Raw genomic sequence first — 22,967 nt, 5'->3', positions numbered from 1 at the left:
TGAAGGATGCTGCGCCACCGTCCACGGGGTTCGATGGAGGCATGACCGAGACGCTCACCTCACCCCGCACCGTGACCGTCGGGACCGGCCCGCTCGCCTTCGACGAGATCGTCGCCGTGGCCCGCCACGGTGCCCGGGTCGAGCTGTCCACGGCAGCGGAGGCGGAGATCGCCCGCAGCCGCGCGATCGTCGACGCCCACGCCGACGACACCATCCCCCACTACGGGATCTCGACCGGCTTCGGGGCGCTGGCGACCCGCCACATCCCCACCGACCTCCGAGCGCAGCTGCAGCGGTCCCTCGTCCGCTCGCACGCCGCCGGCAGCGGACCGGAGGTGGAGCCGGAGGTCGTGCGCGCCCTCATGCTGCTCCGCTTGTCGACCCTGGCCACCGGACGCACCGGTGTCCGTCTCCAGACAGCGAGGGCGTATGCCGCTGTGCTCAGTTCCGGTGTCACGCCCGTCGTGCACGAGTACGGTTCCCTCGGATGCTCCGGGGACCTGGCCCCCCTTGCCCACTGTGCGCTCGCGGTCATGGGGGAGGGCCCGGTCCGGCTCGGCGACGGGACGCTGACCGACGCGGCGACGGCTTTGCGTGACAACGGGATCGAGCCGGTCGCGCTCGCCGAGAAGGAGGGCCTCGCTCTCATCAACGGCACCGACGGCATGCTCGGGATGCTCGTCCTCGCCATCGAGGACCTGCGGGCCCTGCTCAAAATCGCCGATGTCACGGCCGCGATGAGCGTCGAGGGCCTGCTCGGCACGGACGACGTCTTCGCCGCGGACCTGCACGAGCTGCGGCCCCACCCCGGGCAGGCCCTCTCGGCGGCGAACATCCGGGCGATCATGGCGCACTCGCCGATCCGGGAGTCGCACCGGACCGACGAGTGCACGCGCGTGCAGGATGCCTACTCGCTGCGGTGCGCCCCCCAGGTGGCCGGGGGCGCTCGCGACACCGTCGAGCACGCGGCTCGCGTCGCCGGGTGGGAGCTCGCCGCCGCCGTCGACAACCCGGTCATCACCAAGGACCGGCGCGTCGAGTCGAACGGCAACTTCCACGGCGCACCCGTCGCCTACGTCCTCGACTTCCTCGCGATCGTGGCGGCCGACGTCGCGTCGATGGCCGAGCGCCGGACCGACCGGTTCCTCGACACGGCCCGGTCGCACGGCCTGAACGCCTTCCTCGCCGACGACCCGGGCGTGGACAGCGGGCACATGATCGCCCAGTACACCCAGGCCGCGATCGTCTCGGAGATGAAGCGGCTGGCCGCCCCTGCCTCGGTCGACTCCATCCCGAGCTCGGCCATGCAGGAGGACCACGTGTCGATGGGGTGGTCGGCCGCTCGCAAGCTGCGCCGATCGGTGGACGCCCTGACCCGGGTGCTGGCGATCGAGCTGCTCACCGCCGCCAGGGGCATCGAGATGCGCGCGCCACTGAAGCCCGCGCCGGCAACGGGGGCCGTGATCGCCGCCCTGCGTGAGTCCGTCGAGGGGGTGGGCACGGACCGGTTCCTCGCCCCGGAGATCGAGTCGGCCGTCGAGCTGGTCCGGTCCGGGCGGGCGCTGGCCGCGGTCGAGGCGGTCACCGGCCCCCTCCACTGACGATCGAAAGAGCAGTTCGCGACACGCCTGACGTCGCGAGTCGCTCCTTCCATCGGGATGGTGTCGCGAACTGCTCCTTCGACCGAGAGCGAGCCCAGCGGCATACGAACAGGTGTGAACGATCTGAACGAGAAGGGAACTGACATGGACGGTGCACGACCGGTCCGCGCCCCGCGCGGCACCCAGCTGACGGCGCGGTCGTGGGCCACCGAGGCCCCGCTGCGGATGCTGATGAACAACCTCGACCCCGAGGTGGCCGAGCGGCCGGACGACCTCGTCGTCTACGGCGGGACGGGGCGGGCGGCGCGCGACTGGACGTCCTTCGACGCGATGGTCCGCACGCTGACGACGCTCAAGCAGGACGAGACGATGCTCGTCCAGAGCGGCCGGCCCGTCGGTGTCATGCAGACGCACGAGTGGGCGCCGCGCGTGCTCATCGCCAACTCCAACCTCGTCGGCGACTGGGCGAACTGGCCCGAGTTCCGGCGGCTCGAGCACCTGGGCCTGACGATGTACGGCCAGATGACCGCGGGGTCGTGGATCTACATCGGCACCCAGGGCATCGTGCAGGGGACCTATGAGACGTTCGCCGCGGTGGCCGAGAAGCGCTTCGGTGGGACGCTCGCCGGCACGCTGACCCTGACCGGCGGCTGCGGGGGCATGGGCGGCGCGCAGCCGCTCGCCGTGACGATGAACGAGGGCGCCTGTCTCATCGTCGACGTCGACCCGGCCCGCCTGCACCGCCGGGTCGAGCACCGCTACCTCGACGAGGTCGCCGACAACCTCGACGACGCCATCGACAAGGCCGTCCGCGCCAAGGAGGAGCGCCGGGGCTGGTCCGTCGGCGTCGTCGGCAACGCGGCCGAGGTCTTCCCCGAGCTGCTGCGCCGGGGCGTCCCCATCGACATCGTCACCGACCAGACCTCGGCGCACGATCCCTTGTCGTATCTGCCGGAAGGCATCGCGCTCGAGGACTGGCACGAGTACGCCGAGAAGAAGCCCGAGGAGTTCACCGACCGCGCCCGCGAGTCCATGGCCAAGCACGTCCAGGCCATGGTCGAGTTCCAGGACGGGGGCGCCGAGGTCTTCGACTACGGCAACTCGATCCGGGACGAGGCGCGTCTCGGTGGTTATGACCGCGCGTTCGAGTTCCCCGGTTTCGTGCCCGCGTACATCCGGCCGCTGTTCTGCGAGGGCAAGGGCCCGTTCCGCTGGGCGGCGCTCTCGGGTGACCCCAAGGACATCGCGGCCACTGACCGTGCCGTGCTCGAGCTCTTCCCCGACAACGACCGGCTGCACAAGTGGATCCGCGTCGCGCAGGACCGGATCGCCTTCCAGGGTCTGCCTGCTCGGATCTGCTGGTTGGGCTACGGCGAGCGGGACAAGGCCGGGCTCCGCTTCAACGAGATGGTCGCGTCGGGCGAGATCTCGGCGCCGATCGTCATCGGCCGGGACCACCTCGACGCGGGCTCCGTCGCGAGCCCCTACCGGGAGACCGAGGCGATGGCCGACGGCTCCGACGCCATCGCGGACTGGCCGCTGCTCAACGCCCTCGTCAACACGGCGAGCGGCGCGAGCTGGGTGTCGATCCACCACGGCGGCGGCGTCGGCATCGGACGGTCGCTCCACGCGGGGCAGGTGTCGGTCGCCGACGGCACCGCGCTCGCGGCCCAGAAGCTCGCGCGGGTGCTCACCAACGACCCCGGCATGGGCGTCATCCGGCACGTCGACGCAGGCTACGAACGGGCCGACGAGGTCGCCCGCGAGCGCGGGGTCCGCATCCCGATGAAGGAGTCATGACGATCGAGAGAGCACTTCGCGACACGAGCGGTGTCGCGAAGTGCTCTCTCGATCGGGGTGGGGTGGGCTGGGGGGTGTCGCGAAGTGCTCTCTCGATCGGGGTGGGGTCAGTCGGAGATGTCGGCGACCGTCGCGTCGAACTCCCTGATGACGTCGTCCCCGGCCACGGTCAGGCCGACGCCGTGGGCCCCGCCACCGATCGAGATCGTCCGCCCGCACAGGTGCGTGTCGGCGATGACGGGCAGCCGGGTGCGCGACCCGAACGGCGTGATGGTCCCGCGCTCGTATCCCGTGACCTCCGTCGCCTCCGCGGCGTCGGGCATGGAGATCCGGTTGGTGCCGAGCAGCGCGCGCACCTTGGCCCACGAGAACGTCCGGTCGCCGGGCACGAGGACGAAGACGTGCTCACCCTCCGACCTGCGCACGACGAGCGTCTTGATGAGGTCACGCGGCTCGATCCCGCGTGCGGCCGCGGCCTCCTCGAGCGAACGCACCCGCCCGTGCCGGGTCACGGTGTGCTCGATCCCGGCGGCCCGGGCGGCCTCGATGGCCGGTGTCATCGCGTCGTCCGTCATGCAGACAGCCTAGATTGAGGGGGTGCAGTCGCTGATGACCACCGGTTTCGACCGGATGTGGGCCGAGCTCGCCCCCGTCGGTCGCGACGGGTCCACCGGTGGCTATCGCCGGTTCGCGTGGACCCGCACGGACCACGACCTGCGCGAGTGGTTCGCCGCGGAGTGCGCCGCGAGGGGGCTGGAGGTCACGGAGGACCGCGCCGGCAACCAGTGGGCCTGGTGGGGCGACCCCGACGCCGCCCCGGGCATCGTCGTCGGGTCCCACCTCGACTCGGTGCCTGACGGGGGCGCCTTCGACGGCCCGCTCGGCGTGGTCAGCGCGCTGGCCACGGTGGACGCCCTCCGTGCGGCAGGCGTGCGGCCGGCCCGCCCCGTCGGTGTCGTCAACTTCGTCGACGAGGAGGGCGCGCGCTTCGGGATCGCCTGCGCCGGTTCACGCATCATCACGGGTGCCCTCGACGCAGACCGGGCACGGGGGCTGACCGACGCCGACGGCGTCACCATGGCGCGGGCGTGGGAGGCTGCGGGCCGCGACCCCGCCACGCTCGGCCCCGACCAGGAGGCGCTGAGACGGGTCCACGCCTTCGTCGAGCTGCACGTCGAGCAGGGTCGAGGGCTCGCGCTGGCGCCCGACGGCTCGCCGGGCGACCTCACCGACGCGGGGCGCGCCGTGGCGATCGGGACCGACATCTGGCCGCACGGACGGTGGCGCGTCGAGATCCCCGGCGAGGCCAACCATGCAGGCACGACCCGCCTCGAGGACCGGCGGGACGCCATGCTCGGCCTCGCGACGGTCGTCCACCAAGCCAGGTCGTATGCCGCTGCGCTGGGTTGCGTCGCCACCGTGGGCAAGGTGCGGGTCGAGCCCGGAGGGGTCAATGCCATCGCCAGCCACGTGACTGCCTGGCTGGACGCACGAGGTCCCGACGCACCTGCCGTGCGCGACACGGTGGCCGGTGTCGTGGCGGCCGTCCGGGACCTCGGCGGCACTCACGAGGAGGAGTCGTGGACCCCGACGACCCGCTTCGACACCTCCCTCGTGAGCCGACTTCGCGGCATACTTCCTCGTGCGCCCCTGCTCGGGACCGGAGCCGGGCACGACGCCGGCATCCTGGCCACCCACGGGATTCCCACGGCAATGCTCTTCGTCCGCAACCCGACCGGGGTGTCACACTCGCCGGCGGAGTTCGCGGAGCCGCAGGACTGCCACCGCGGCGTGGCGGCGCTCACCGACATCGTCACCGAGCTGTGCACATCGGACGACCGACCCCAAGGGACTCAGACGGAGGAACTCCACGCATGACCACTTTCTGGTGTGAAAGTGCTTGGTTGACCGGCGGTTTCGCGAAGCGTGTGCGTCTGGTCGTCTCCGGTGGCCTGCTGAAGGACATCCTCGTCGACACGGACCCGGAGGACCGGGACGTCATCCTCGAGGGCGTGACCCTGCCCGGCATGGCCAACACCCACAGCCACGCCTTCCACCGGGCCCTCCGCGGCCGGGTCAACGGCGGCGGCGGCAACTTCTGGAACTGGCGTGAGCAGATGTACCAGATCGCCGCCCAGCTCAACCCGGACACCTACCTCGCCCTCGCCCGCGCGGTCTTCGCCGAGATGGCTCTGGCGGGGTGCACCCTCGTCGGTGAGTTCCACTACGTCCACCACCGTCCCGGTGGCAGGAAGTTCGGCGACCCCAACGCGATGAGCCTGGCCGTGCGTCAGGCCGCCGACGAGGCGGGGATCCGCCTGACCCTGCTCGACACGTGCTATCTCGAGGGCGGCCTCAACGGCGGCGGCCACGTCGAGCTGCATCCGGGACAGCTGAGGTTCAGCGATGGGTCGGTCGACGCCTGGGCCGAGCGGATGCTGGCCCGTCGGCCCGAGAACGACCGGGTGAGGCTCGGTGCGGCGATCCACTCGATCCGGGCCGTGCGCAAGGAGGACCTGCCCAAGGTGGTCGACGCCGCGAACGGCATGCCGCTGCATGTCCACCTCTCCGAACAGCCGGGCGAGAACATGGCCTGCCAGATGCACTACGGCTGCACGCCCACCGAGCTGCTCGATGACGCAGGGGCCCTCGGCCACCACGTGACCGCCATCCACGCCACCCACCTGACCGACCACGACGTCGAGCTGCTGGGGGCGACGGGCACCGGGGCGTGCTTCTGCCCGACGACGGAGCGGGACCTCGCCGACGGCATCGGGCCGGCTCGCGCCCTCCACGACGCAGGCTCGCCCCTCTCGCTCGGGACGGACCAGCACGTCGTCATCGACCCCTTCGAGGAGCTGCGGGGCCTCGAGATGCACGAGCGCCTCATCACCAACGAACGGGACCGCTTCACCCCGAACGACCTGCTCCAGGCAGCGTCCTTCAACGGCTACCGCGCGCTCGGCTGGTCCGACGGCGGCCACCTGTCCAAGGGCGCGCTGGCCGACTTCGTCACGGTGCGCACGGACACGGTCAACACCGCGGGCTCCGCGCCCGAGCAGATCATCTACGCGTGCGTCGCCTCGGACGTCTCGACGGTCGTCGTGGGCGGCGACATCGTCGTGCGTGACGGGCAGCACCGCCTCGGCGACGTCGGCCGCCTCCTCGGGTCGTCGATCGAGCGGGTCGTCAACGCGGCGGTGGCTGGGTGAGCCTGCTGCTCACGGGGATCGCCGAGCTCGTCACCAACGATCCCCACTGGGGATCTGCCCACAGCGACCCCGGGGACCGGCTGCTCGGGATCGTCAGGGACGCAGCGCTGGTCATCGGGGACGGCGTGGTCGAGTGGGTCGGCCCCGCAGCGGCAGCCCCCGACGCGGACGAGCGCCGCGACCTGGGCGGACGCGCGGTCATTCCCGGCTTCGTCGACTCCCACACCCACCTCGTCTTCGCCGGCGACCGTTCCGCCGAGTTCGCTGCCCGCATGACGGGCACGCCCTACGACGGTGGTGGCATCGCCGTCTCCGTCGCCGCCACCCGCGCCGCGACCGACGACGAGCTGCGTTCCCTCGTGGCCGCGCGGGTCGCGGAGATGCGCGCCCAGGGCACGACGACTGTGGAGATCAAGAGCGGCTACGGGCTGACCCTCGAGGACGAGCTGCGCTCGCTGCGCATCGCCAGGGAGCTCACCCCGCACACGACGTTCCTCGGCGCCCACGTCGTGCCGCCCGAGTACACCGCGCGGCGGGACGCCTACGTCGACCTCGTCACGGGACCCATGCTCGACGCCCTGCTCGCCGATGGGCTGGAAGCGAGCCCAGCGGCATACGTCGACGTCTTCTGCGAGCCGCACTCGCCGCACGCGTTCGACGGGGAGGAGTCCCGGGCGGTCCTCGAGGCCGGACGAGCCCGCGGGCTGCGGCTGCGCGTCCACGGCAACCAGCTCGGACCCGGCCCCGGGGTCCAGCTGGCCTGCGAGCTGGGTGCGGCCAGCGTCGACCACTGCACCCACCTCACCGACGACGACGTCGAGGCCCTCGTGGCGGCCCGTGACACGACGGTCGCGACGCTCCTGCCCGGCGTCGAGTTCTCGACGCGGTCGCCCTACCCGGACGCGCGACGCCTCATCGACGCCGGTGCCGCTGTCGCGCTGGCCTCGGACTGCAACCCCGGGACCTGCTACTCGTCGTCGATCCCCTTCGCCATCGCCCTGGCCGTGCGCGAGATGGGCATGACGCCCGCCGAGGCGCTGTACGCCGCGACGGCCGGGTCCGGCAGGTCGCTCGGGCTCGACCGGCGTCTCGCCGTCGGCGAGCCCGCCGAGCTCGCGGTGGTCGACGGTCCGAGCCACCTGCACCTGTCGTACCGCGCCGGCGTCCCGCTCGTGAGGGCCTTCGAGCCCTGAGGCCTTCGCCGAGGTGACGTCGCGCGGTCGCGGCTCAGACGGCCCTGATGTGGGCCTCCTCGCCGGTCAGCTGGGAGACGTCCCCCTCGGCAGTCTCCATCAGCTGGTCGGCCAGGTGTCGCAGGGCCCGCGCCACGGCGACCTCGTCGCCGATCTCGGGAACGCCCGGGTCGTGTGAGGAGCGGTGCGCCGTGCCCCTCGCGCTGATCTGCCCCGGCGAGTCCGCGATGAGGACCACGTTGGCGCTCGTCTCGTCGCCGGACTCGAAGATCGACACCCGCACGTTCCACTCCCGCACGTGGCCGGGCCCGACGACCGGAGGAGCCCCCTTGGAGGGGGCGGCGGGCATGAGCGGCCGCGGGGGAGCCGCCACGGTCGCCGGGGGAGGCCCCCCGCCGGCCGAGGTCGCGCCGATCCGCAGCACGGCCCCGGGCCCGGGGTAGATGAGGCCGATGTGCCCGTTGGACCACCGCACGAGGTAGGGGGGCGCGCCATCGGTGCCACGGATCTCGAGGATCTCGCCGTCCCTCGTGGGTTCGTCGATGTGCTCTGCCGCGAGAATGATGCGGTCTCCGACTCGTGCGCGCATGATGGCCTCCTTGGATCTCCAACCGACACCGTCAGGAGAGCACCGGGCGCCCGGTTCGCGGCAGGGTCCAAGGTCCCGAACGTCCTCTCTGCGGCAAACCGTCCCGAACTCCGCCGTTCTGCCTACGATCGAGACATGGAGCCGGCTCACGTGCCACGTGCCTCGGCCACCGGCGGCGCCACCGACGTGCAGGAACCGCCCGGGGTCGAGGTGGTCGTCGACGACCGGCTCGCGTCGCTCGTCGAGGCGATCATGCCGCTCAGCGCGGACCTCGAGCTCCCCGAGGTCCTCAGCCGGATCGTGTCAGGGGCCTGTGAGCTGGTGGATGCCCGCTTCGGCGCGCTCGGCGTGCTCGGCCCCGACCGTCGTCACCTCTCCGGCTTCTACACGCACGGGCTCACGCCGGAGGAGGCCGCCCGGATCGGGCCCCCACCGGTTGGCCACGGCGTCCTCGGGGTGCTCCTCACCGACCCGAGCCCCATCCGGCTCGCCGACCTGACCAGCCACCCAAGGTCGGTGGGATTCCCCGCGAACCACCCGCGCATGCGCACGCTGCTCGGCGCGCCCATCCGGATCCGCGACCGGATGTTCGGCAACATCTACGTCGCCGAGAAGCGCGGCGGCGGACCGTTCACGGCCGAGGACGAGTCGCTGCTCGTGTCCCTGGCGGGCGCTGCCGGCTCGGCCCTCGACAACGCGCGCCTGCTGGCCCAGAGCGAGGTGCGGCAGCGCTGGTCGGCGGCGACCAGCGAGCTCATCCAGTCGCTGCTCGAGTCCGAGTCGGAGGACCCGTCGATCGCTCTCATGGCGACCCAGGTCCGGGAGCTCAGCGGCGGCGTCGTCAGCGCGGTCGCCTTCGTCGATGCGGCGGCCCGCCTCGAGATCAGGGCCGTCGACCGCTGCCCACAGGCACCCGTGCCCTCCTCGGGGGAGCCGTCCGGTGCGATCCTCGCCGGGAGCCAGTGGGACGACCTGCTCGCTGCGCGACAGCCGATCCTGCACGTGCCCGGGGGCGGGGACGACCCGCGGGCCCGACCGGCGGAGGAGGCTCGCGCGGTGCTCGGGCTGGCGGCGGACACGGCGGTCGCGCTCGTCCCGCTGGGCACCGGCCCCCGCGGCAACGGCGTGCTCATCACCGGGTGGGACGCGAGCGACGAGGCGACGGCCCGGGACGCGCTGCCGGCGCAGACCGCCTACGCGGTCCAGGCCGGAGTCGCCGTCCTGGCCGCCCAGGCCCACGTGGACCGTGGGCGGGTGGCCCTGCTCGAGGAGCGGGAGCGGATCGCCCGCGAGATGCACGACCACGTCATCCAGCAGCTGTTCGCCACCGGGCTGTCGCTGCAGTCCGCGGTCCCGCTGGCGCAGCATCCGGTCGTCCGCGCGCGCCTCAGCCAGGCCGTCGACGACCTCGACCGCGCCATCCGGCAGATCCGACAGTCGATCTTCGAACTGCACACCCCGGACCCGGGCGAGAACCTCCTCGGCGTGCTGCGGGCCATCGCCGAGTCGTATGCCGTGAGCCTGGGTTTCCGTCCCGAGGTGACCGTGTCGCGCGGGCTGGGTCACCTACCCGACCAGCTGCGCGCCGACATCATCGCGGTGGTGCGCGAGGGGCTGGCCAACGTCGCGCGGCACGCGCAGGCCAGCTCGGCGCGGGTCGACGTCAGCGCCGGCGCCATCGGCGACGACGGGGTGCTGTTGGTCCACGTCACCGACGACGGAGTCGGCTTCGACCTCACGGAGGCCCGCAGCGGACTGGTCAACCTGAGCAGCCGCGCCAGCGCCCACGGGGGCTCCCTCGAGATCCGGCCGGGCCCCTCCGGCGGCAGCCAGCTGCAGTGGCACGTGCAGCGGGACGCCGGCGCCGGGAAAGGGAGGTGATGTCCCCGATGTCCTCCGCCACCCCGCCCGACCGGACGATCAGGGTCTACCTGCTCGACGACCACGAGATCGTGCGCCGCGGCCTGCGCGACCTCGTGGAGGCGGCACCGGACATGGACGTGGTCGGGGAGTCCGGTTCCGCCCGTGAGGCCGGGCGCCGGATCCCGGCGCTGCTCCCCGACGTGGCCGTGCTCGACGTCCGGCTCCCCGACGGTTCGGGCATCGAGGTGTGCCGTGAGATCCGCTCGGTCGACCCGAGGATCCGGGCCTTGATGCTCACGTCCTACGACGACGAGCAGGCGCTCGTGGCCTCGGTGCTCGCCGGCGCCTCCGGCTACCTGCTCAAGCAGCTGAGCGGCGAGGGGATCGTCGCCGCGATCCGCCGGGTCGCCGCCGGAGAGGACCTCTCCGACCACCCGCACGCGCAGGCGTTGCGGGACCGGTGGGCCTCCCGCGAGGAGCACGACCCACGCCTCAAGGCGCTCTCCCCGGTCGAGCGCCGCATCCTCGACCTCGTCGCCGAGGGCCGGACCAACCGGCAGATCGGAGACCGCCTCGGCCTCGCCGAGAAGACCGTCAAGAACTACGTGTCGTCGGTCCTCAGCAAGATGGGGATGGAGACCCGCACCCAGGCGGCCGTCTATGCAGCCACCCACCGCGATCACCAGGATCCCTCAGCTCGCTGAGACCGGCCCAGCACAGCGCTGGGCGGGCTCGCAGCGCGAGCCCGCCCAGCGGCATACGGCGCTGTCCGTCACCTCGTGTCGGACGTGGGGCGGGCGCCCTCGGACTGCAGGACGGCCTGCCGGCCGGCCTCGAGGCGGGCGACCGGCACCCGTGGCGGCGAGCAGGACAGGTAGTCGATCCCGGCCCTCGCGAAGAACCCGATGGACGTCGGGTCGCCCGCGTGCTCACCGCAGACGCCGAGCTCGAGGTCGCGGCGCGTGGCCCGGCCCTTCTCCACGGCGAGCCGGACGAGCGCGCCGACGCCGACCTCGTCGAGCGTCTGGAACGGGTCGACCGCGACGATGCCCTCCTCGCGGTAGGCCGCGAGGAAGCTGGCCTCGGCGTCGTCGCGCGAGATGCCCCACGTCGTCTGCGTGAGGTCGTTGGTGCCGAACGAGAAGAAGTCGGCGTGCGCCGCGAGGTCACCGGCCGTCAGGGCGGCCCGCGGCAGCTCGATCATCACCCCGACGGGGATCGCGAGGGTCCGTCCGTGCCGGGCGCCGACGTCGGCGATGACCGCCTCGACCCGCCCTCGGGCGGCCTTCAGCTCGGCGACCTCCGCGACGAGTGGGAGCATCACCTCGGGCCGCACGTCGCGCCCCTCCTCGACCAGCCGGGCCACGGCCTCGGCGAGCGCCCGCACCTGGACCTCGGCCACCTCTGGGTGCACGAGCAGCAGCCGCACGCCGCGGAGCCCGAGCATCGGGTTCGCCTCGTGCAGGCGGCGGACCGCCGCCAGCCGCTTCTCGGCGACGGGGTCCTCGACCTCACCTCTGGCCGCGGCGACGGCCGCCGTCACGGAGAGGTCGACGAGGTCGGGGAGGAACTCGTGCAGCGGCGGGTCGAGGAGTCGCACCACCACGGGCAGCCCCTCCATGACGGTCAGCAGCGTGGTGAACTCGTCCAGCGCGAGGGCCTCGATCTCCGCCAGGGCGCCCGGGGCGTCGTCGTCGGTGACGACCCGCTCGACGAGCTGGCGGCGCGGACCCATGAGCATGTGCTCGGTGCGGCACAGGCCGATCCCCTCGGCGCCGTAGCGGCGGGCAGTCCGGGCCTCCTCGGGCGTCTCGGCGTTGGCCCGCACGCCCATGGTGCGCCGCTTGTCCGCGTGCTCGAGGAGACGGAGCACGCCGCGGGCGGTCGGGTCCTCGGGTGGTGCGGTGTCCGCCGCCGTCGACCGCTCCTGGATCGAGGTGGCGACGACGCTCGCCTGGATCTCGCGGCTGCCTTCGAAGAGCTCGCCCGTGCTGCCGTCGACCGAGACGACGGTGCCTTCGGCGAGCACCTGGTCGCCGTGGAACGTGACGATCCGCGCGGCGGGGTCGACGACCATCTGCTCGATCCCGGTGACGCAGGTCTTGCCGAGCCCGCGGGCGACGACCGCGGCGTGCGAGGTGAGCCCACCGCGGGAGGTGATGACCGCCTTGGCGGCGAGCATGCCCCCGAAGTCGTCCGGGCTGGTCTCGGGGCGAGCGAGCACGACACTCCGGCCGAGCCCGGCCCACTCCATCGCGGTGGCGGCGTCGAAGACGAGCTGCCCCACGGCCGCCCCCGGGCTGGCGGCCAGGCCGCTCGCGAGCGGTGTCGTCCCGCCGACCTGGAACGACGGGTGGAGCAGGGTCGTCAGCTGGTGGCCGTTGACACGGGTCAGTGCCTCGTCGAGGTCGATGACGCCCTCGTCGGCGAGCTCCACCGCGATCCGGAAGGCCGCGGCGGGGCTGCGCTTGCCCAGCCGGGTCTGGAGGATCCAGAGCCGGCCCCGTTCGACGGTGAACTCCACGTCGCACAGGTCGCGGTAGTGGTGCTCGAGCGCCTCGAGGTGGCGTGAGAGCTCGTCGTGGATCTCCGGGTCCCGCCGGTGCAGCTCGGAGAGGTCCATCGGGCTGCGCACGCCGCTGACGACGTCCTCGCCCTGGGCGTTGGGCAGGTAGTCGCCGAAGGCTCCGGGCGCCCCGGTCACCGGGTCACGGGTGAAGCAGACGCCGCTGCCGGAGCGGTCGCCGCGGTTGCCGAAGACCATCTGGACGACGTTGACCGCGGTGCCCAGGTCGTCGGGGATCCCCTCGTGAGCCCGGTAGAGGCGGGCGCGCTCGCCGTTCCACGAGCGGAAGACCGCGCGGACCGCCTCGCGCAGCTGGGTGCGAGCGTCCTGCGGGAGCTCCCGGCCGGTCTCCGCGACGATGAGCGCCCGGAAGTCGCCCGCGAGTCGTTGCAGGTGCGCGTCGTCCAGCTCTGCGTCGGTGGCAACGCCCGCGTCGGCCCGGGCCCGGGTCAACAGGTCGTCGAAACGCGAGCCCTCGACGCCGAGGACCGTGCGGCCGTACATCTGGGCGAGGCGGCGGTAGCTGTCCCAGGCGAAGTGGGCCTCGCCGCGCTCCGACAGGGCGGCCACGACCGCGTCGTTCATGCCGATGTTGAGGACGGTCTCCATCATGCCCGGCATGGAGAACTTCGCCCCCGAGCGAACCGACACGAGGAGCGGTCGCTCCGGGTCGCCGAGGACGAGGCCGGAACGCTCCTCGAGGTCGGCCAGGGCCGAGTCGACCTGGTCCCACAGGCCCTCGGGGTCGCCACCCGCGGCGAGAAAGGCACGGCAGGCCTCGGTCGTCACGATGAAGCCCGGCGGCACCGGGAGCCCCAGGCGCGTCATCTCCGCCAACCCGGCGCCCTTGCCTCCGAGCAGCTCGGCCATCGTGCGGTCGCCCTCGTGGAACTCGAGGACGAGGGGACGCGGTGTGGTGATCATCGGCGTGCTGATTTCCGTAGCGGTCATGGCAGTCTCCAGCCGTGCACGGCGGGCCCTGCCTCAAGGCGCAGGCTGACGAGGGGTCCCGCCTACCAGCATCCTGCGGTGCACCCCCCAAGGCGGCAGTAGGGACTTTGGTCCCGAGCCTTGGTCACCCCGGGGGCGGCACGCACCCTGGCGTCAGCTGCCCGGGCTGCTCGCCTCCTCGTGCTCGCACTTGAGGACCGAGCCGGGCCCGGGATGGATGAGGCCCGTGTGCCCGTCCGACCACTCGACGAGGTAGGGCGGCGCCCCGTCCTCGCCGTGCACCTCGCGGATCGTGCCCTCACGCACGCGCTCGCCGACGTGCTCCGCGGCCATGGTGATCCGGTCTCCGACGGCTGCCTTCATGAGTCAGGTCCTCCTCAGACGGTGCGGCATCGTTCCGCTCCAAGCACACCACTTCGTAGGCCTCCGCCGGAAGGGGTGACGTGAGGATCACGTCGCCGCCAGGGTCGGGTCACACTGGCGGCACGGGTGTCCTCAGTCGAGCAGGACCCGCTCCAGCAGCCTCGGGACGTTGACCGCGCAGTCGAGCTCGTCGCGGATCCGGCCGGCCAGAGCGCGGCTGGCCTCGGGCTCGCCGTGGACGACGTGGACCGTCTCAGGCTGCACGGGCAGCTCCGCGAGCCAGGCGACGAGCTCGTCCGCGTCGGCGTGCACCGAGAAGTCCTCGACCTGGAGGACCTCGGCGCGGACCCTGACGTACCGGCCGGCCAGCTTGAGCTCCCCGGCCCCGTCCAGGAGCGCGCGGCCCCGGGTGCCGACTGCCTGGTAGCCGGTCAGCAGGACGAGGTTGCGCTCCTGTGGCAGCAGGTGGCGCAGGTGGTGGACCACCCTGCCTCCGGTGGCCATGCCGGAGGCCGAGACCATGATGCACGGAGTCCCCGGGGTGTTGAGCCGCATCGACTCCTCCGCGGTCCGTGCGGCACGCAACTGTCGCATGCCGGCGATGGCCTCGAGGACGTCGGGTCGGACCTCGTCGCGGTGGGCCGGGTCCTGATAGACCGCGAGGGCAGCGAGCGCCATCGGGCTGTCGACCCACACGGGGACGTCGGGGATGTCGCCCCGGGCCATCATCTCGGCGAGGGCGAGCAGGACGATCTCGGTGCGGTCGACGGCAAAGGCCGGCACGACGACGGAGCCGCCCCGGTCGACGGTTCTGCGGATCGCCGCCGACATCATGCCGTGCGCCGGGTCGACGTCCGGGTGGGCACGGTCGCCGTACGTCGACTCGATCACGACGGTTCGAGCCGCTGGCGGTCTCTCTCGCTCCTTGAGGATGGGGTGGACCGGACGGCCGAGATCTCCCGAGAAGAGGACGGTGGCGTCGCCGGCGGTCACGTGCGGACTGGTCGCGCCGAGGATGTGGCCCGCCCGGAAGAGGCTGACGTCCACCGAGGCGCGGCTGCCGTCGCCCCCCAGCCGGAGCCGGCGGTCCGGACCGCAGGGCTCCATCAGCGCGATGGCGCGCTCGGCGTCGGCGACCGTGTAGAGCGGCCGTGGCTCGGGATGCCGCGACCATCCGTAGGTCGCGGCGTTCGCCGCCTCCTCCTCCTGGAGGAAGGCGCTGTCCCGCAGGATGATGCGCGCCAGCTCAGCGGTGCCCGGGGTGCAGTGCACCGGCCCGGCGAACCCGTCGCGCACCAGCCGAGGCAGGTAGCCGCAGTGGTCGAGGTGCGCATGGGTGAGGATGACCTCGGCGACGGTCGTCGGGTCGAGCGGCGGCGGGTCCCAGTTGAGCCGACGCCAGTGCCGCTCACCCTGGTAGAGGCCGCAGTCGACGAGGATCCGCTGACCTGCGTGCTCGAGCAGGAACTTGCCCCCGGTCACGGTCCCCACGCCCCCGAGGAAGGTCAGTGCGGTTGCTGCGTCGGCGCCGCTCACGGTCATCACCACCCGCGATCATCGTGTCGCGCGCAGATGGGCGCGTCGCGGGAATGTGGTGGAGCAGTCAGCCGACCGCTCAGGACGCCAGCTTCTTGGCGCCCCTCTCCGTCTTGGCCGCCGCCTTCTCGAGCTTCTTGTGCGCCTTCTTCTCCTTGCGGCTCAGCTTGGTGTCCTCGAGCGCCTTCGGCAGGTGACCGGTCGACTGCCGGTAGTACTCGGCGGCCTTGCGCTCCGCCGCAACCTTGGTCCCCGCCATGATCATGCCGGCGATGGCGGTGTAGGCGACGACGTCGCGGGTCTTCTCGTTGTCGTAGTCGCCGCGCATCGGGACGGGCTTGCCGGTCGCGAGCTTCCACCCCTTCGACGCGACGGTCGTGGCGAGCCTCGTCGCGACGACCGTCGAGGTGACGGTGATCGCCTTCCAGACCACTCCGCCGAGGGGTGAGTGCTTGTCCGCTTCGTGCGCGGTCACGTCGGTCTTCGCCGCTTTGGTCGCCTTCGCCATGGTGTGACTGTACCCACGTGCGTGGGGGTAGAGTCAGGCTGAAAACTGAACAGCACCGCCCTATTCACGACAGGGGAGCGCAGACGCGCTGAGAGTGCGGCCCGTGACATCACGAGGCCGCAGACCCTCGAACCTGCTCCGGTTAGCACCGGCGAAGGGAGTCGGTAATTCTCAGGACACCCACGTGGCTCGTCATCGCCATGACGGCCGCCACCGGGTGCCCTCCCCGAGGTATCCACCTTCTTCACGGAAACCACGGGAGACCCACACCATGACCACCTCAAAGACGGTCCGTCCCACCGAGATCCGCGCCTCCGGAGCGCTGTCCCGGTGGCGGACCATCGACCTGCTCACCTGCGCCTTCCTCGGCGTCGCGTTCGGCGTCGCCTACTGGGCGTGGGGGCTCGCCTACCAGACCCCGTCCAACCTCATCTCCGCGGGCTTCCCCCCGCTGTCCGCTCTGCTCAACTGGCCCTGGCTCGTCGCCGGCATCGTCGGCATGCTCATCATCCGGCGGCCCGGCGCCGCCGTCTTCACGGAGCTGCTCGCCGCGATCGTCTCGGCGCTCATCGGCACGCAGTGGGGGCTGACCACGCTCGTCTCGGGGCTCGTCCAGGGACTCGGAGTCGAGCTCGGCTTCGCGGCCTTCGCCTACGCGACGTTCCGCTGGGCGCCCCTGCTCCTCGGTGGCTTCCTCGGCGGGGCCTTCGAGGCCGTCTACGAGTGGTACTCGTGGTACCAGGACTGGGACATGGGCTACAAGGTCGCCTACCTGTTCCTCTTCGGCGCCTCGGTGGCCGTCTTCGGCTCGCTGCTCGCCGTGTTCCTCACCTGGCTGCTCTCCGCCGCCGGAGCCCTCAACGCGTTCCCACCGGGCCAGCAGCTCCGGGAGCGCGACGCGGTCTGACCCAGCGGGACGGACAGTGATGCCGACGCGGAGCGGGCCGGGAGCCGACGGCGCGGTGCCCCCCATCGCCCCGGTGACGCCCATCGCCCCGGTGACGCCCATCGCCCCGGTGACGCCCATCGCCCCGGTGACCCAGATCGCCACGGCGACGCCGACCGAGGGGGTCAGCGCAGCCACGCGCGCCCCCGCCGGCGCCCGCGTCCGCGTCGAGGACCTGACCTGGCGGCCCTACGGCCGGGCGCGGCCGGTCCTCGCCGGCCTGCACCTGACCATCGCGCCCGGCGAGCGGATCCTGCTCGCCGGGCCGAGCGGGTCGGGCAAGTCGACGTTGCTCCGGGCCCTCGCCGGCCTGCTCCTCACCGCCGACTCGGGTGACCTCTCCGGGTCCGTGACGGTCGACGGGCAGGCGCCGCAGGAACGGCCCGGCTCGGTCGGCCTCGTGCTGCAGGACCCGGGCTCAGGAGTGGTGGCCTCGACGATCGGGCGGGACGTCGCGTTCGGCCTCGAGAACGTCGAGGTGCCGCGGGGCGAGATGCCGCCGCGGATCGCTGCGACCCTGGCCGAGGTCGGGCTCACGATGGCCCAGGACAGCCCCCCGTCCGCGCTGAGCGGCGGCGAGTCGCAGCGCCTGGCTCTCGCCGGGGCGCTGGCCATGGAGCCCAGCGTGCTGCTCCTCGACGAACCCACCGCGATGCTCGACACCGCGACGGCTGGAGCCGTCCGGGGCCTCGTCGACGACGTGACCCGCGGTCGCGGCCTCACGCTCGTCGTCGTCGAGCACCGCCTGACCGGGTGGATCGACCTCGTCGACCGGATCGTCGTCCTCGACTCGGAGGGCGCCGTCATGGCTGACGGGCCGCCCGCCGTCGTCCTCCGGGAGCACGGCGAACGTCTGGCTGCCGAGGGGATCTGGGTGCCGGACTTCCCGGAGCCCGAGCCGCTCGGGCTGAACCTGACGCCGTGGCCGGTTGCGACGGGCTCGGCGGTCTCGGCGGGCTCGGCGGGCTCGGCGGGCGCCGCCGCGGGGACGGTCCGCGCGGGCGAGGTCGTGGCTGCCGCCCGCGGCCTGACGGTCGAGCACCGTGCTCGCCGACTCGGCGCCGAGAGCCGGACGACGACCGCGGTCAGCGACGTCGACCTCGACGTGCGGGCCGGTCGGGTCCTGGCGTTGGTCGGGCCGAGCGGCTCTGGCAAGACCTCGTTGATGGGAGCGCTGGGTGGGCTCACCGCCCCGGCCGCAGGTCGGGTCTCCTTCGCCCCGGCCCTGACGCCCGGCGGCCCGGGCGAGTCGGCCCCCGCCGGCGCGGGCCTGGCGCCGCCGCACGAGTGGTCCTCGCCGGACCTTGCGCGTGTCGTCGCCTGGGTCCCGCAGCGGTCGGCCTCTGCCGTCGTCGGGCGCACGGTGCGCGACGACGTCCTCACCACGCCGCGGGCGTTGGGGCTCGACCCGTCGGTGAGCGAGGAGCGCGCCGACGAGGTGCTCGCCGCGCTGGGGCTGAGCGGCCTCGCCGGCGTCGACCCACGTCACCTGTCGGGCGGGGAGCAGCGCCGGCTCGCCGTGGCCTCGGCGATCCTGCACGGACCCGCGCTCGTCCTGGCCGACGAGCCGACCGTGGGACAGGACCGTCTGACCTGGGCGGCGGTCATGGGGATCCTCGAGGCGGCCCGCGACGAGGGTGCGGCGCTCGTCGTCACGACGCACGACGAGGGCGCCATCGGGCGGGCCGACGAGACGAGGCACCTCTCGGCGCCCCCGCCCCAGCCGCCGCCGGCGGTGCCGGAGCGTGTTCCCCTGGTCTCCCGGGCCGGGCCGCTCGCTCTGCTCGCCGTCGGGCTCAGCGTGCTCCCGCTGCCCGCCGTGCTCGAGACCTGGCGTCAAGGGCTCGCCGTCCTCGGCGTCGAGGTCCTCCTCGGGCTCATCGGCCTCGTCGCACCGGGGCCGGGCCGCCGCCCCGCTGCGCGGGTCCGAGGCGTCCTCGCGCGGCTCGCCCCGGCTGCCCTCGCCGTCCTCGGGGTCGCCTGGTCCGCCTGGCTCCTCGGTGGCCGCGACCTCGAGGTGGCTTCCGGGGCCGCCCTCCGGGTCCTGTGCCTCGTCGTCCCCTCCGCCTTCGTCGTGGGCTACCTCGACCCGGAGCGCCTCGGAGACCAGCTCGCGCAGCGGCTCCGGCTCCCACCCCGGCCCGTCGTTGCCGCCACGGCGGCGCTGCAGCGCGTCCAGTCGTTCGACGCCCTCTGGGACGAGCTGATGAAGACGCGCCGCGTGCGCGGCATCCGCGCCGACCGTGGCGTCGTCCCCCGCGTGTGGGAGGCCGTCGTCGTCACCGGAGGGCTGCTCATCGGGGCGCTCGGGCAGGCGGCCAGCCTCGCCCTCGCCATGGACGCGCGCGGTTTCGCCGAGGCTCGCCGGCGCACCTGGGCCGACGATGCTCCGTGGCGGCCCGCCGACACGCTGGCGGTCGTCGCCGGCCTGCTCGTCATCGCGGCCGGGTTCGGCGCCCGCTTCCTCCTGCCGGCGTGAGGACCACGCTCGGTGACTCGGGGACTGGGGGACTCGGGGACTGGGGGACTCGGGACTCGGAGCGGGCGCCGGGGTCCCGACACGCAGTGCGCACTCGACGTGCGGGGTGCACAGGGCACAATGGGCCCCGTGCGCAGGCCGTTGACGTATGCCGCTGGGCTCGCTCTCGCGGTCACCTCCGTGGTGGGGGTGGCCGGGTGCGGCCAACCGGACCAGGCGCCCACCGACGAGGGGACGGTCAGCGTCCCCATCCAGCCCACGATCACGCCGTTGCAGACCGAGCCGGAGGCCGTCGAGACGTCGGCCGCGGGCAGCGGTGGTCTGTTCGACCTCGGCGACCTGCTCACGACCGAGTCCTGCGACCAGACGGACGGCGTCTGGAGCTACCGGGGGACCTTCGCGAACACCACGGGCGAGGAGCTGCCGATCACGGTGGCCATCTCGCTCGTGTCCTCCGCCGACATGACGCTGCTGACCGTCCACGAGATGGACCTCACCGTCCCGCCTGGTGAGACGGTGCCGGTCGAGGCCCCGGCCTTCCACTCCGACCCGGACGTCGACCCGGCCACCGTCCAGTGCCTGACCGGCGTGACCGACAAGGACCAGTGACGATGCGCCTCTTCCTCGTCCGTCACGGCGAGACGCACGCCAACGTCGCGCGTCAGCTCGACACTGCCGTCCCGGGCCTGGACCTCACCGACTCCGGCCGTCGGCAGGCCGAGCAGCTCGCGGCGCGACTGGGCGGCGAGGAACTCGGCGCCATCTATGTCTCCGACCTGCGCCGCGCGCAGCAGACCGCCGAGCCGCTGGCGGCCGCCCTCGGCCTCGAGGTCGTCGTGCTGCCCGGCCTCCGGGAGATCCAGGCGGGCGACTACGAGATGTCGACGGACTGGGGGCCCTTCGTCGACTCCGTGCAACGCTGGCGGGACGACCCGGAGCACACGATCCCGGGCGGCGACTCCGGCATCGGCTTCATAGCGCGCTACGAGTCCGCGATCCGGCGCATCGCCGGGGACGGGCACGCGTCCGCGCTCGCCGTGAGCCACGGCGCGGCCATGCGGGTGTGGGTGGCGGCAGCGACGGGCCTCCAGCCGGCCTTCTTCGAGACGCGGCGGGTCGACAACACGCTCGTCATGACCTTGGAGGGCGACCCCGACGCGGGATGGCGCCTGCTCGCCTGGGGTGACGAGCCGATCATCCATGGGTGACGGCGCCCGCCCGACCTCATCTCGCGACGTCCGCGGGTGGCGGTTCGTCGGACTCGCCTCGGCGATCGCCCTGGCGGCGTCCTCGTGGGGGTCCGGGTCGAGGCCGACCCTGCACACGCGGATCCTGTGGCCCGGGCTGGCGCCGACCGCGGAGTCGGGCGGCTCCCCGCTGGCCGCGACCGTGTCCGTCGTGGCGATGGGTGGGCTCGTCCTCGCGTGGTGGCGGCTGCGGACCGCGGCGGTGGGCGAACGATGGTGGTGGGGGACCGCTGCGCTCTGGTTCGCGCCGCTCCTGCTGTCCGTGCCGCTCTACAGCCGCGACCTCTACTCGTATGCCGCGCAGGGTGCGCTCTGGGCCGAGGGCCTGAGCCCCTACGAGCACGGCGTGAGCGATCTGACGTCCGACTGGAGGGAGTCGACGGCGCCCACGTGGCTCGAGAGCCCGTCGCCCTACGGGCCGGTGTGGCTCCTCATCGCTCGCGGCGCGGCAGTGATCGCCGGCGACCAGCTCTGGGTGGCGCTCCTCCTGCTGCGGGTGGTGGCGGTGGCCGCGGCCGTCGTCCTGGCATGGGCGGTCTCCGACGTGGCACGCCGTGTGGGCGCACCGGGCCGGCCCGCCGCCTGGCTCGCTGTCTCGGCCCCGCTCGTCGGCGCGCACTTCGTCAGCGGCGCCCACAACGACGCGGTGATGGTCGCCGCCGTCGTCGCCGGGTTCGCCCTGGCCCTGCGCGGCCGCTTCGTCCCCGCCGTCGTCCTCGTCGCACTGGGAGCGATGGTCAAGGTCACTGCCGTCGTGGCGCTGCCCTTCGTCGCCCTTCTCTGGGCGCGGCGGCTGGCTCGCGCTCAGCTCGGGGAGGACGACCATGCCGCGGAGTGGCTCGGCTCCCTCAGACGCCGCGAGGTGGCGTCCGGTCTCGCCCTCACCGTCGTGACCGCCGCGCTCGTCATGGCCCTGGTGAGCCGCGCGGCGGGGATCGGCACGGCGTGGCTCAACCCGATGGCGACGCCGGGACGGAACGAGCAGTGGACCTCGCTGCCGACTGCGCTGGGCATGGCGGTGGGGGCCGTCGGACATGTCCTCGGGCGTCCGGAGTGGCGCGAGTCGGGCATCACCGTCTCGCGGACCCTCGGGCTCGTCGTGCTCGCCGTCGTGCTCGTGCTGATCTGGCTGGCGGCGGCCAAGCCGGGCGCCTCTGCCGCCATCGGTACCGCGGACCGGAGGGTGGTCCGCGCGGCTGGGTGGGCGTTCCTCGCCGTGGTCGTCCTCGCGCCGGCCTTCCTGGGGTGGTACTTCCTCTGGGCCCTGCCCCTGCTCGCCGCGACCGACCGGGCGGGCGAGTCCAGCCCGGCGTCGCAGCGGTGGCTGCCCGCCGCGGCGACCGTCCTCGCGTTCGCACAGCTGCCCGATGGCTACAGCCTCGGCCTCACGACGACGGCCGTCGGCGTCCCGCTGGCCGTCCTCGCGTCGGTGTTCCTGCTCCGGGCGGCGCTGCGCTGGGCCCGGCGCGTCGACTGGGCGGGCGCCCTCTCGCTGGATCGCCCTCTGGCGACGGCCCCGGTGGGAGATGATAGCCAGGTGCGTCCGCGGACCTCGCCGCCCGATGGGGGGTGGCCCTCCTCGGCTCCCGGGTCGGGGTGGGCCACGACCGACCTGCGGGTGCGCCGTCGCCCTCGGCGGGGCCTCGCGCTCTTCTTCGCTGTCGTCGTCCTCGGTCTCCTCGCCTTCGCGCTGTGGGCCCTCACGGCCCGGACCAACGCCGACGACGTCGCCGCCTACGCCGGGCTCCGGGGCCGGGCCCAGGAGATCCGGGGGGAGCTCGCACCGCTCGGGATCAGCTCGAGACCACCCTGCGGCCTCACCGACGAGGGCTGGACCGAGCTCACCTGGGGCGCGATCACCGGTCCCACGGTCGACGACATCGAGACGTACCTCCGCGCCCACGGCTGGCGGCGGCTCACGGCCGAGGACGGCGTCGTCCTGCGGCTGGAGGAGGACGGTCGCGAGCTGACCGCGCGGGTCAGCCCCCCGGACGGAGCGGTCGGGGTTCGCCTCACCCTGACGAGCGAGGCCAGCTCCCTTGCCTGCCTGCTGCACTGAGCCCGACCCGACCCCCGGCCCAGCGCACCCTGGGCACCCGGCGGGCCCAGCGGC

18 protein-coding genes and 1 riboswitch are annotated in these 22,967 nt (G+C 73.1%); of the genes, 12 read left to right on the top strand and 6 right to left on the bottom strand.

All coding sequences use genetic code 11. The annotated features are described in order from the left end of the window. The first annotated feature begins 41 nt into the window (after positions 1-41). Both hutH and hutU read left to right on the top strand, forming a co-directional pair. On the top strand, positions 42-1,601 hold the full coding sequence (hutH, locus tag ABWV20_RS05490) for a histidine ammonia-lyase (protein ID WP_353353818.1): 1,560 nt from the start codon (positions 42-44) through the stop codon (positions 1,599-1,601). A 144-nt stretch (positions 1,602-1,745) separates the two neighbouring features. After that, complete coding sequence (gene hutU, locus ABWV20_RS05485; protein WP_353353817.1) at positions 1,746-3,401, top strand: urocanate hydratase; 1,656 nt, start codon at positions 1,746-1,748, stop codon at positions 3,399-3,401. A gap of 107 nt (positions 3,402-3,508) precedes the next feature. Here the strand turns inward: hutU and ABWV20_RS05480 are convergent, their stop codons facing one another. Then, positions 3,509-3,976: an aminoacyl-tRNA deacylase gene (locus ABWV20_RS05480; RefSeq protein WP_353353816.1), complete on the bottom strand. Its 468-nt coding sequence runs from the start codon at positions 3,974-3,976 to the stop codon at positions 3,509-3,511. Between the two features lie 34 nt (positions 3,977-4,010). On the opposite strand from ABWV20_RS05480, the gene ABWV20_RS05475 reads away from it, so the two are divergent. Genes ABWV20_RS05475 through hutI form a run of 3 tightly spaced genes read left to right on the top strand, consistent with a single transcriptional unit; the run spans position 4,011 to position 7,806 of the window. Beyond that, positions 4,011-5,279, top strand: a complete 1,269-nt coding sequence (locus ABWV20_RS05475) for an allantoate amidohydrolase (protein ID WP_353354192.1) — start codon at positions 4,011-4,013, stop codon at positions 5,277-5,279. Continuing rightward, a complete protein-coding gene (locus ABWV20_RS05470; RefSeq protein ID WP_353353815.1) occupies positions 5,276-6,613 on the top strand; it encodes a formimidoylglutamate deiminase in 1,338 nt (445 codons plus the stop codon). The genes ABWV20_RS05475 and ABWV20_RS05470 overlap by 4 nt, the downstream gene beginning before the upstream one ends. Further along, on the top strand, positions 6,610-7,806 hold the full coding sequence (gene hutI / locus ABWV20_RS05465; RefSeq protein ID WP_353353814.1) for an imidazolonepropionase: 1,197 nt from the start codon (positions 6,610-6,612) through the stop codon (positions 7,804-7,806). The genes ABWV20_RS05470 and hutI overlap by 4 nt, the downstream gene beginning before the upstream one ends. 34 nt (positions 7,807-7,840) lie before the next feature. Here hutI and ABWV20_RS05460 read toward each other — a convergent pair whose 3' ends face one another. Then, positions 7,841-8,395, bottom strand: a complete 555-nt coding sequence (locus tag ABWV20_RS05460) for a dsRBD fold-containing protein (RefSeq protein WP_353353813.1) — start codon at positions 8,393-8,395, stop codon at positions 7,841-7,843. A 135-nt stretch (positions 8,396-8,530) separates the two neighbouring features. Here ABWV20_RS05460 and ABWV20_RS05455 point away from each other — a divergent pair, with 135 nt between their 5' ends. Both ABWV20_RS05455 and ABWV20_RS05450 read left to right on the top strand, forming a co-directional pair. Beyond that, on the top strand, positions 8,531-10,276 hold the full coding sequence (locus tag ABWV20_RS05455; protein WP_353353812.1) for a GAF domain-containing sensor histidine kinase: 1,746 nt from the start codon (positions 8,531-8,533) through the stop codon (positions 10,274-10,276). A gap of 8 nt (positions 10,277-10,284) precedes the next feature. Next, the gene (locus ABWV20_RS05450; RefSeq protein ID WP_353353811.1) at positions 10,285-10,962 is read left to right on the top strand and encodes a response regulator; all 678 of its coding nucleotides are present in this window, start codon (positions 10,285-10,287) and stop codon (positions 10,960-10,962) included. A 68-nt stretch (positions 10,963-11,030) separates the two neighbouring features. On the opposite strand, the gene ppdK is transcribed toward ABWV20_RS05450, so the two are convergent. The 4 genes from ppdK to ABWV20_RS05430 all read right to left on the bottom strand — a co-directional run bounded on the left by ppdK (position 11,031) and on the right by ABWV20_RS05430 (position 16,182). Beyond that, a complete protein-coding gene (gene ppdK, locus ABWV20_RS05445; protein WP_353353810.1) occupies positions 11,031-13,775 on the bottom strand; it encodes a pyruvate, phosphate dikinase in 2,745 nt (914 codons plus the stop codon). A gap of 153 nt (positions 13,776-13,928) precedes the next feature. Continuing rightward, entirely contained in the window at positions 13,929-14,138 is a 210-nt protein-coding gene (locus tag ABWV20_RS05440; protein WP_353353809.1) for a DUF1918 domain-containing protein, read from the bottom strand. 132 nt (positions 14,139-14,270) lie between these two features. Beyond that, entirely contained in the window at positions 14,271-15,674 is a 1,404-nt protein-coding gene (locus ABWV20_RS05435; RefSeq protein ID WP_353353808.1) for an MBL fold metallo-hydrolase RNA specificity domain-containing protein, read from the bottom strand. A gap of 79 nt (positions 15,675-15,753) precedes the next feature. Further along, on the bottom strand, positions 15,754-16,182 hold the full coding sequence (locus ABWV20_RS05430; RefSeq protein ID WP_353353807.1) for a DUF4235 domain-containing protein: 429 nt from the start codon (positions 16,180-16,182) through the stop codon (positions 15,754-15,756). A 61-nt stretch (positions 16,183-16,243) separates the two neighbouring features. Further along, positions 16,244-16,359: riboswitch (TPP riboswitch) on the top strand. Positions 16,360-16,453: 94 nt separating this feature from the next. Here ABWV20_RS05430 and ABWV20_RS05425 point away from each other — a divergent pair. From ABWV20_RS05425 to mptB, 5 genes are all read left to right on the top strand, one after another. After that, the gene (locus ABWV20_RS05425; RefSeq protein ID WP_353353806.1) at positions 16,454-17,089 is read left to right on the top strand and encodes an ECF transporter S component; all 636 of its coding nucleotides are present in this window, start codon (positions 16,454-16,456) and stop codon (positions 17,087-17,089) included. A 19-nt stretch (positions 17,090-17,108) separates the two neighbouring features. After that, the gene (locus ABWV20_RS05420; protein ID WP_353353805.1) at positions 17,109-19,607 is read left to right on the top strand and encodes an ATP-binding cassette domain-containing protein; all 2,499 of its coding nucleotides are present in this window, start codon (positions 17,109-17,111) and stop codon (positions 19,605-19,607) included. 129 nt (positions 19,608-19,736) lie between these two features. Continuing rightward, entirely contained in the window at positions 19,737-20,216 is a 480-nt protein-coding gene (locus tag ABWV20_RS05415) for a hypothetical protein (RefSeq protein ID WP_353353804.1), read from the top strand. Positions 20,217-20,218: 2 nt separating this feature from the next. Next, entirely contained in the window at positions 20,219-20,815 is a 597-nt protein-coding gene (locus ABWV20_RS05410; RefSeq protein WP_353353803.1) for a histidine phosphatase family protein, read from the top strand. Further along, the gene (gene mptB / locus ABWV20_RS05405) at positions 20,808-22,913 is read left to right on the top strand and encodes a polyprenol phosphomannose-dependent alpha 1,6 mannosyltransferase MptB (RefSeq protein WP_353353802.1); all 2,106 of its coding nucleotides are present in this window, start codon (positions 20,808-20,810) and stop codon (positions 22,911-22,913) included. Before ABWV20_RS05410 ends, mptB begins: the two co-directional genes overlap by 8 nt. The last annotated feature ends 54 nt before the right edge of the window (positions 22,914-22,967 follow it).

The organism is Intrasporangium sp. DVR (assembly GCF_040365325.1).
Classification (GTDB): Bacteria; Actinomycetota; Actinomycetes; order Actinomycetales; family Dermatophilaceae; genus Intrasporangium.
The sequence above is the reverse complement of the archived record's forward strand: the minus strand, read 5'-3'. Positions and strand labels throughout refer to the sequence as shown.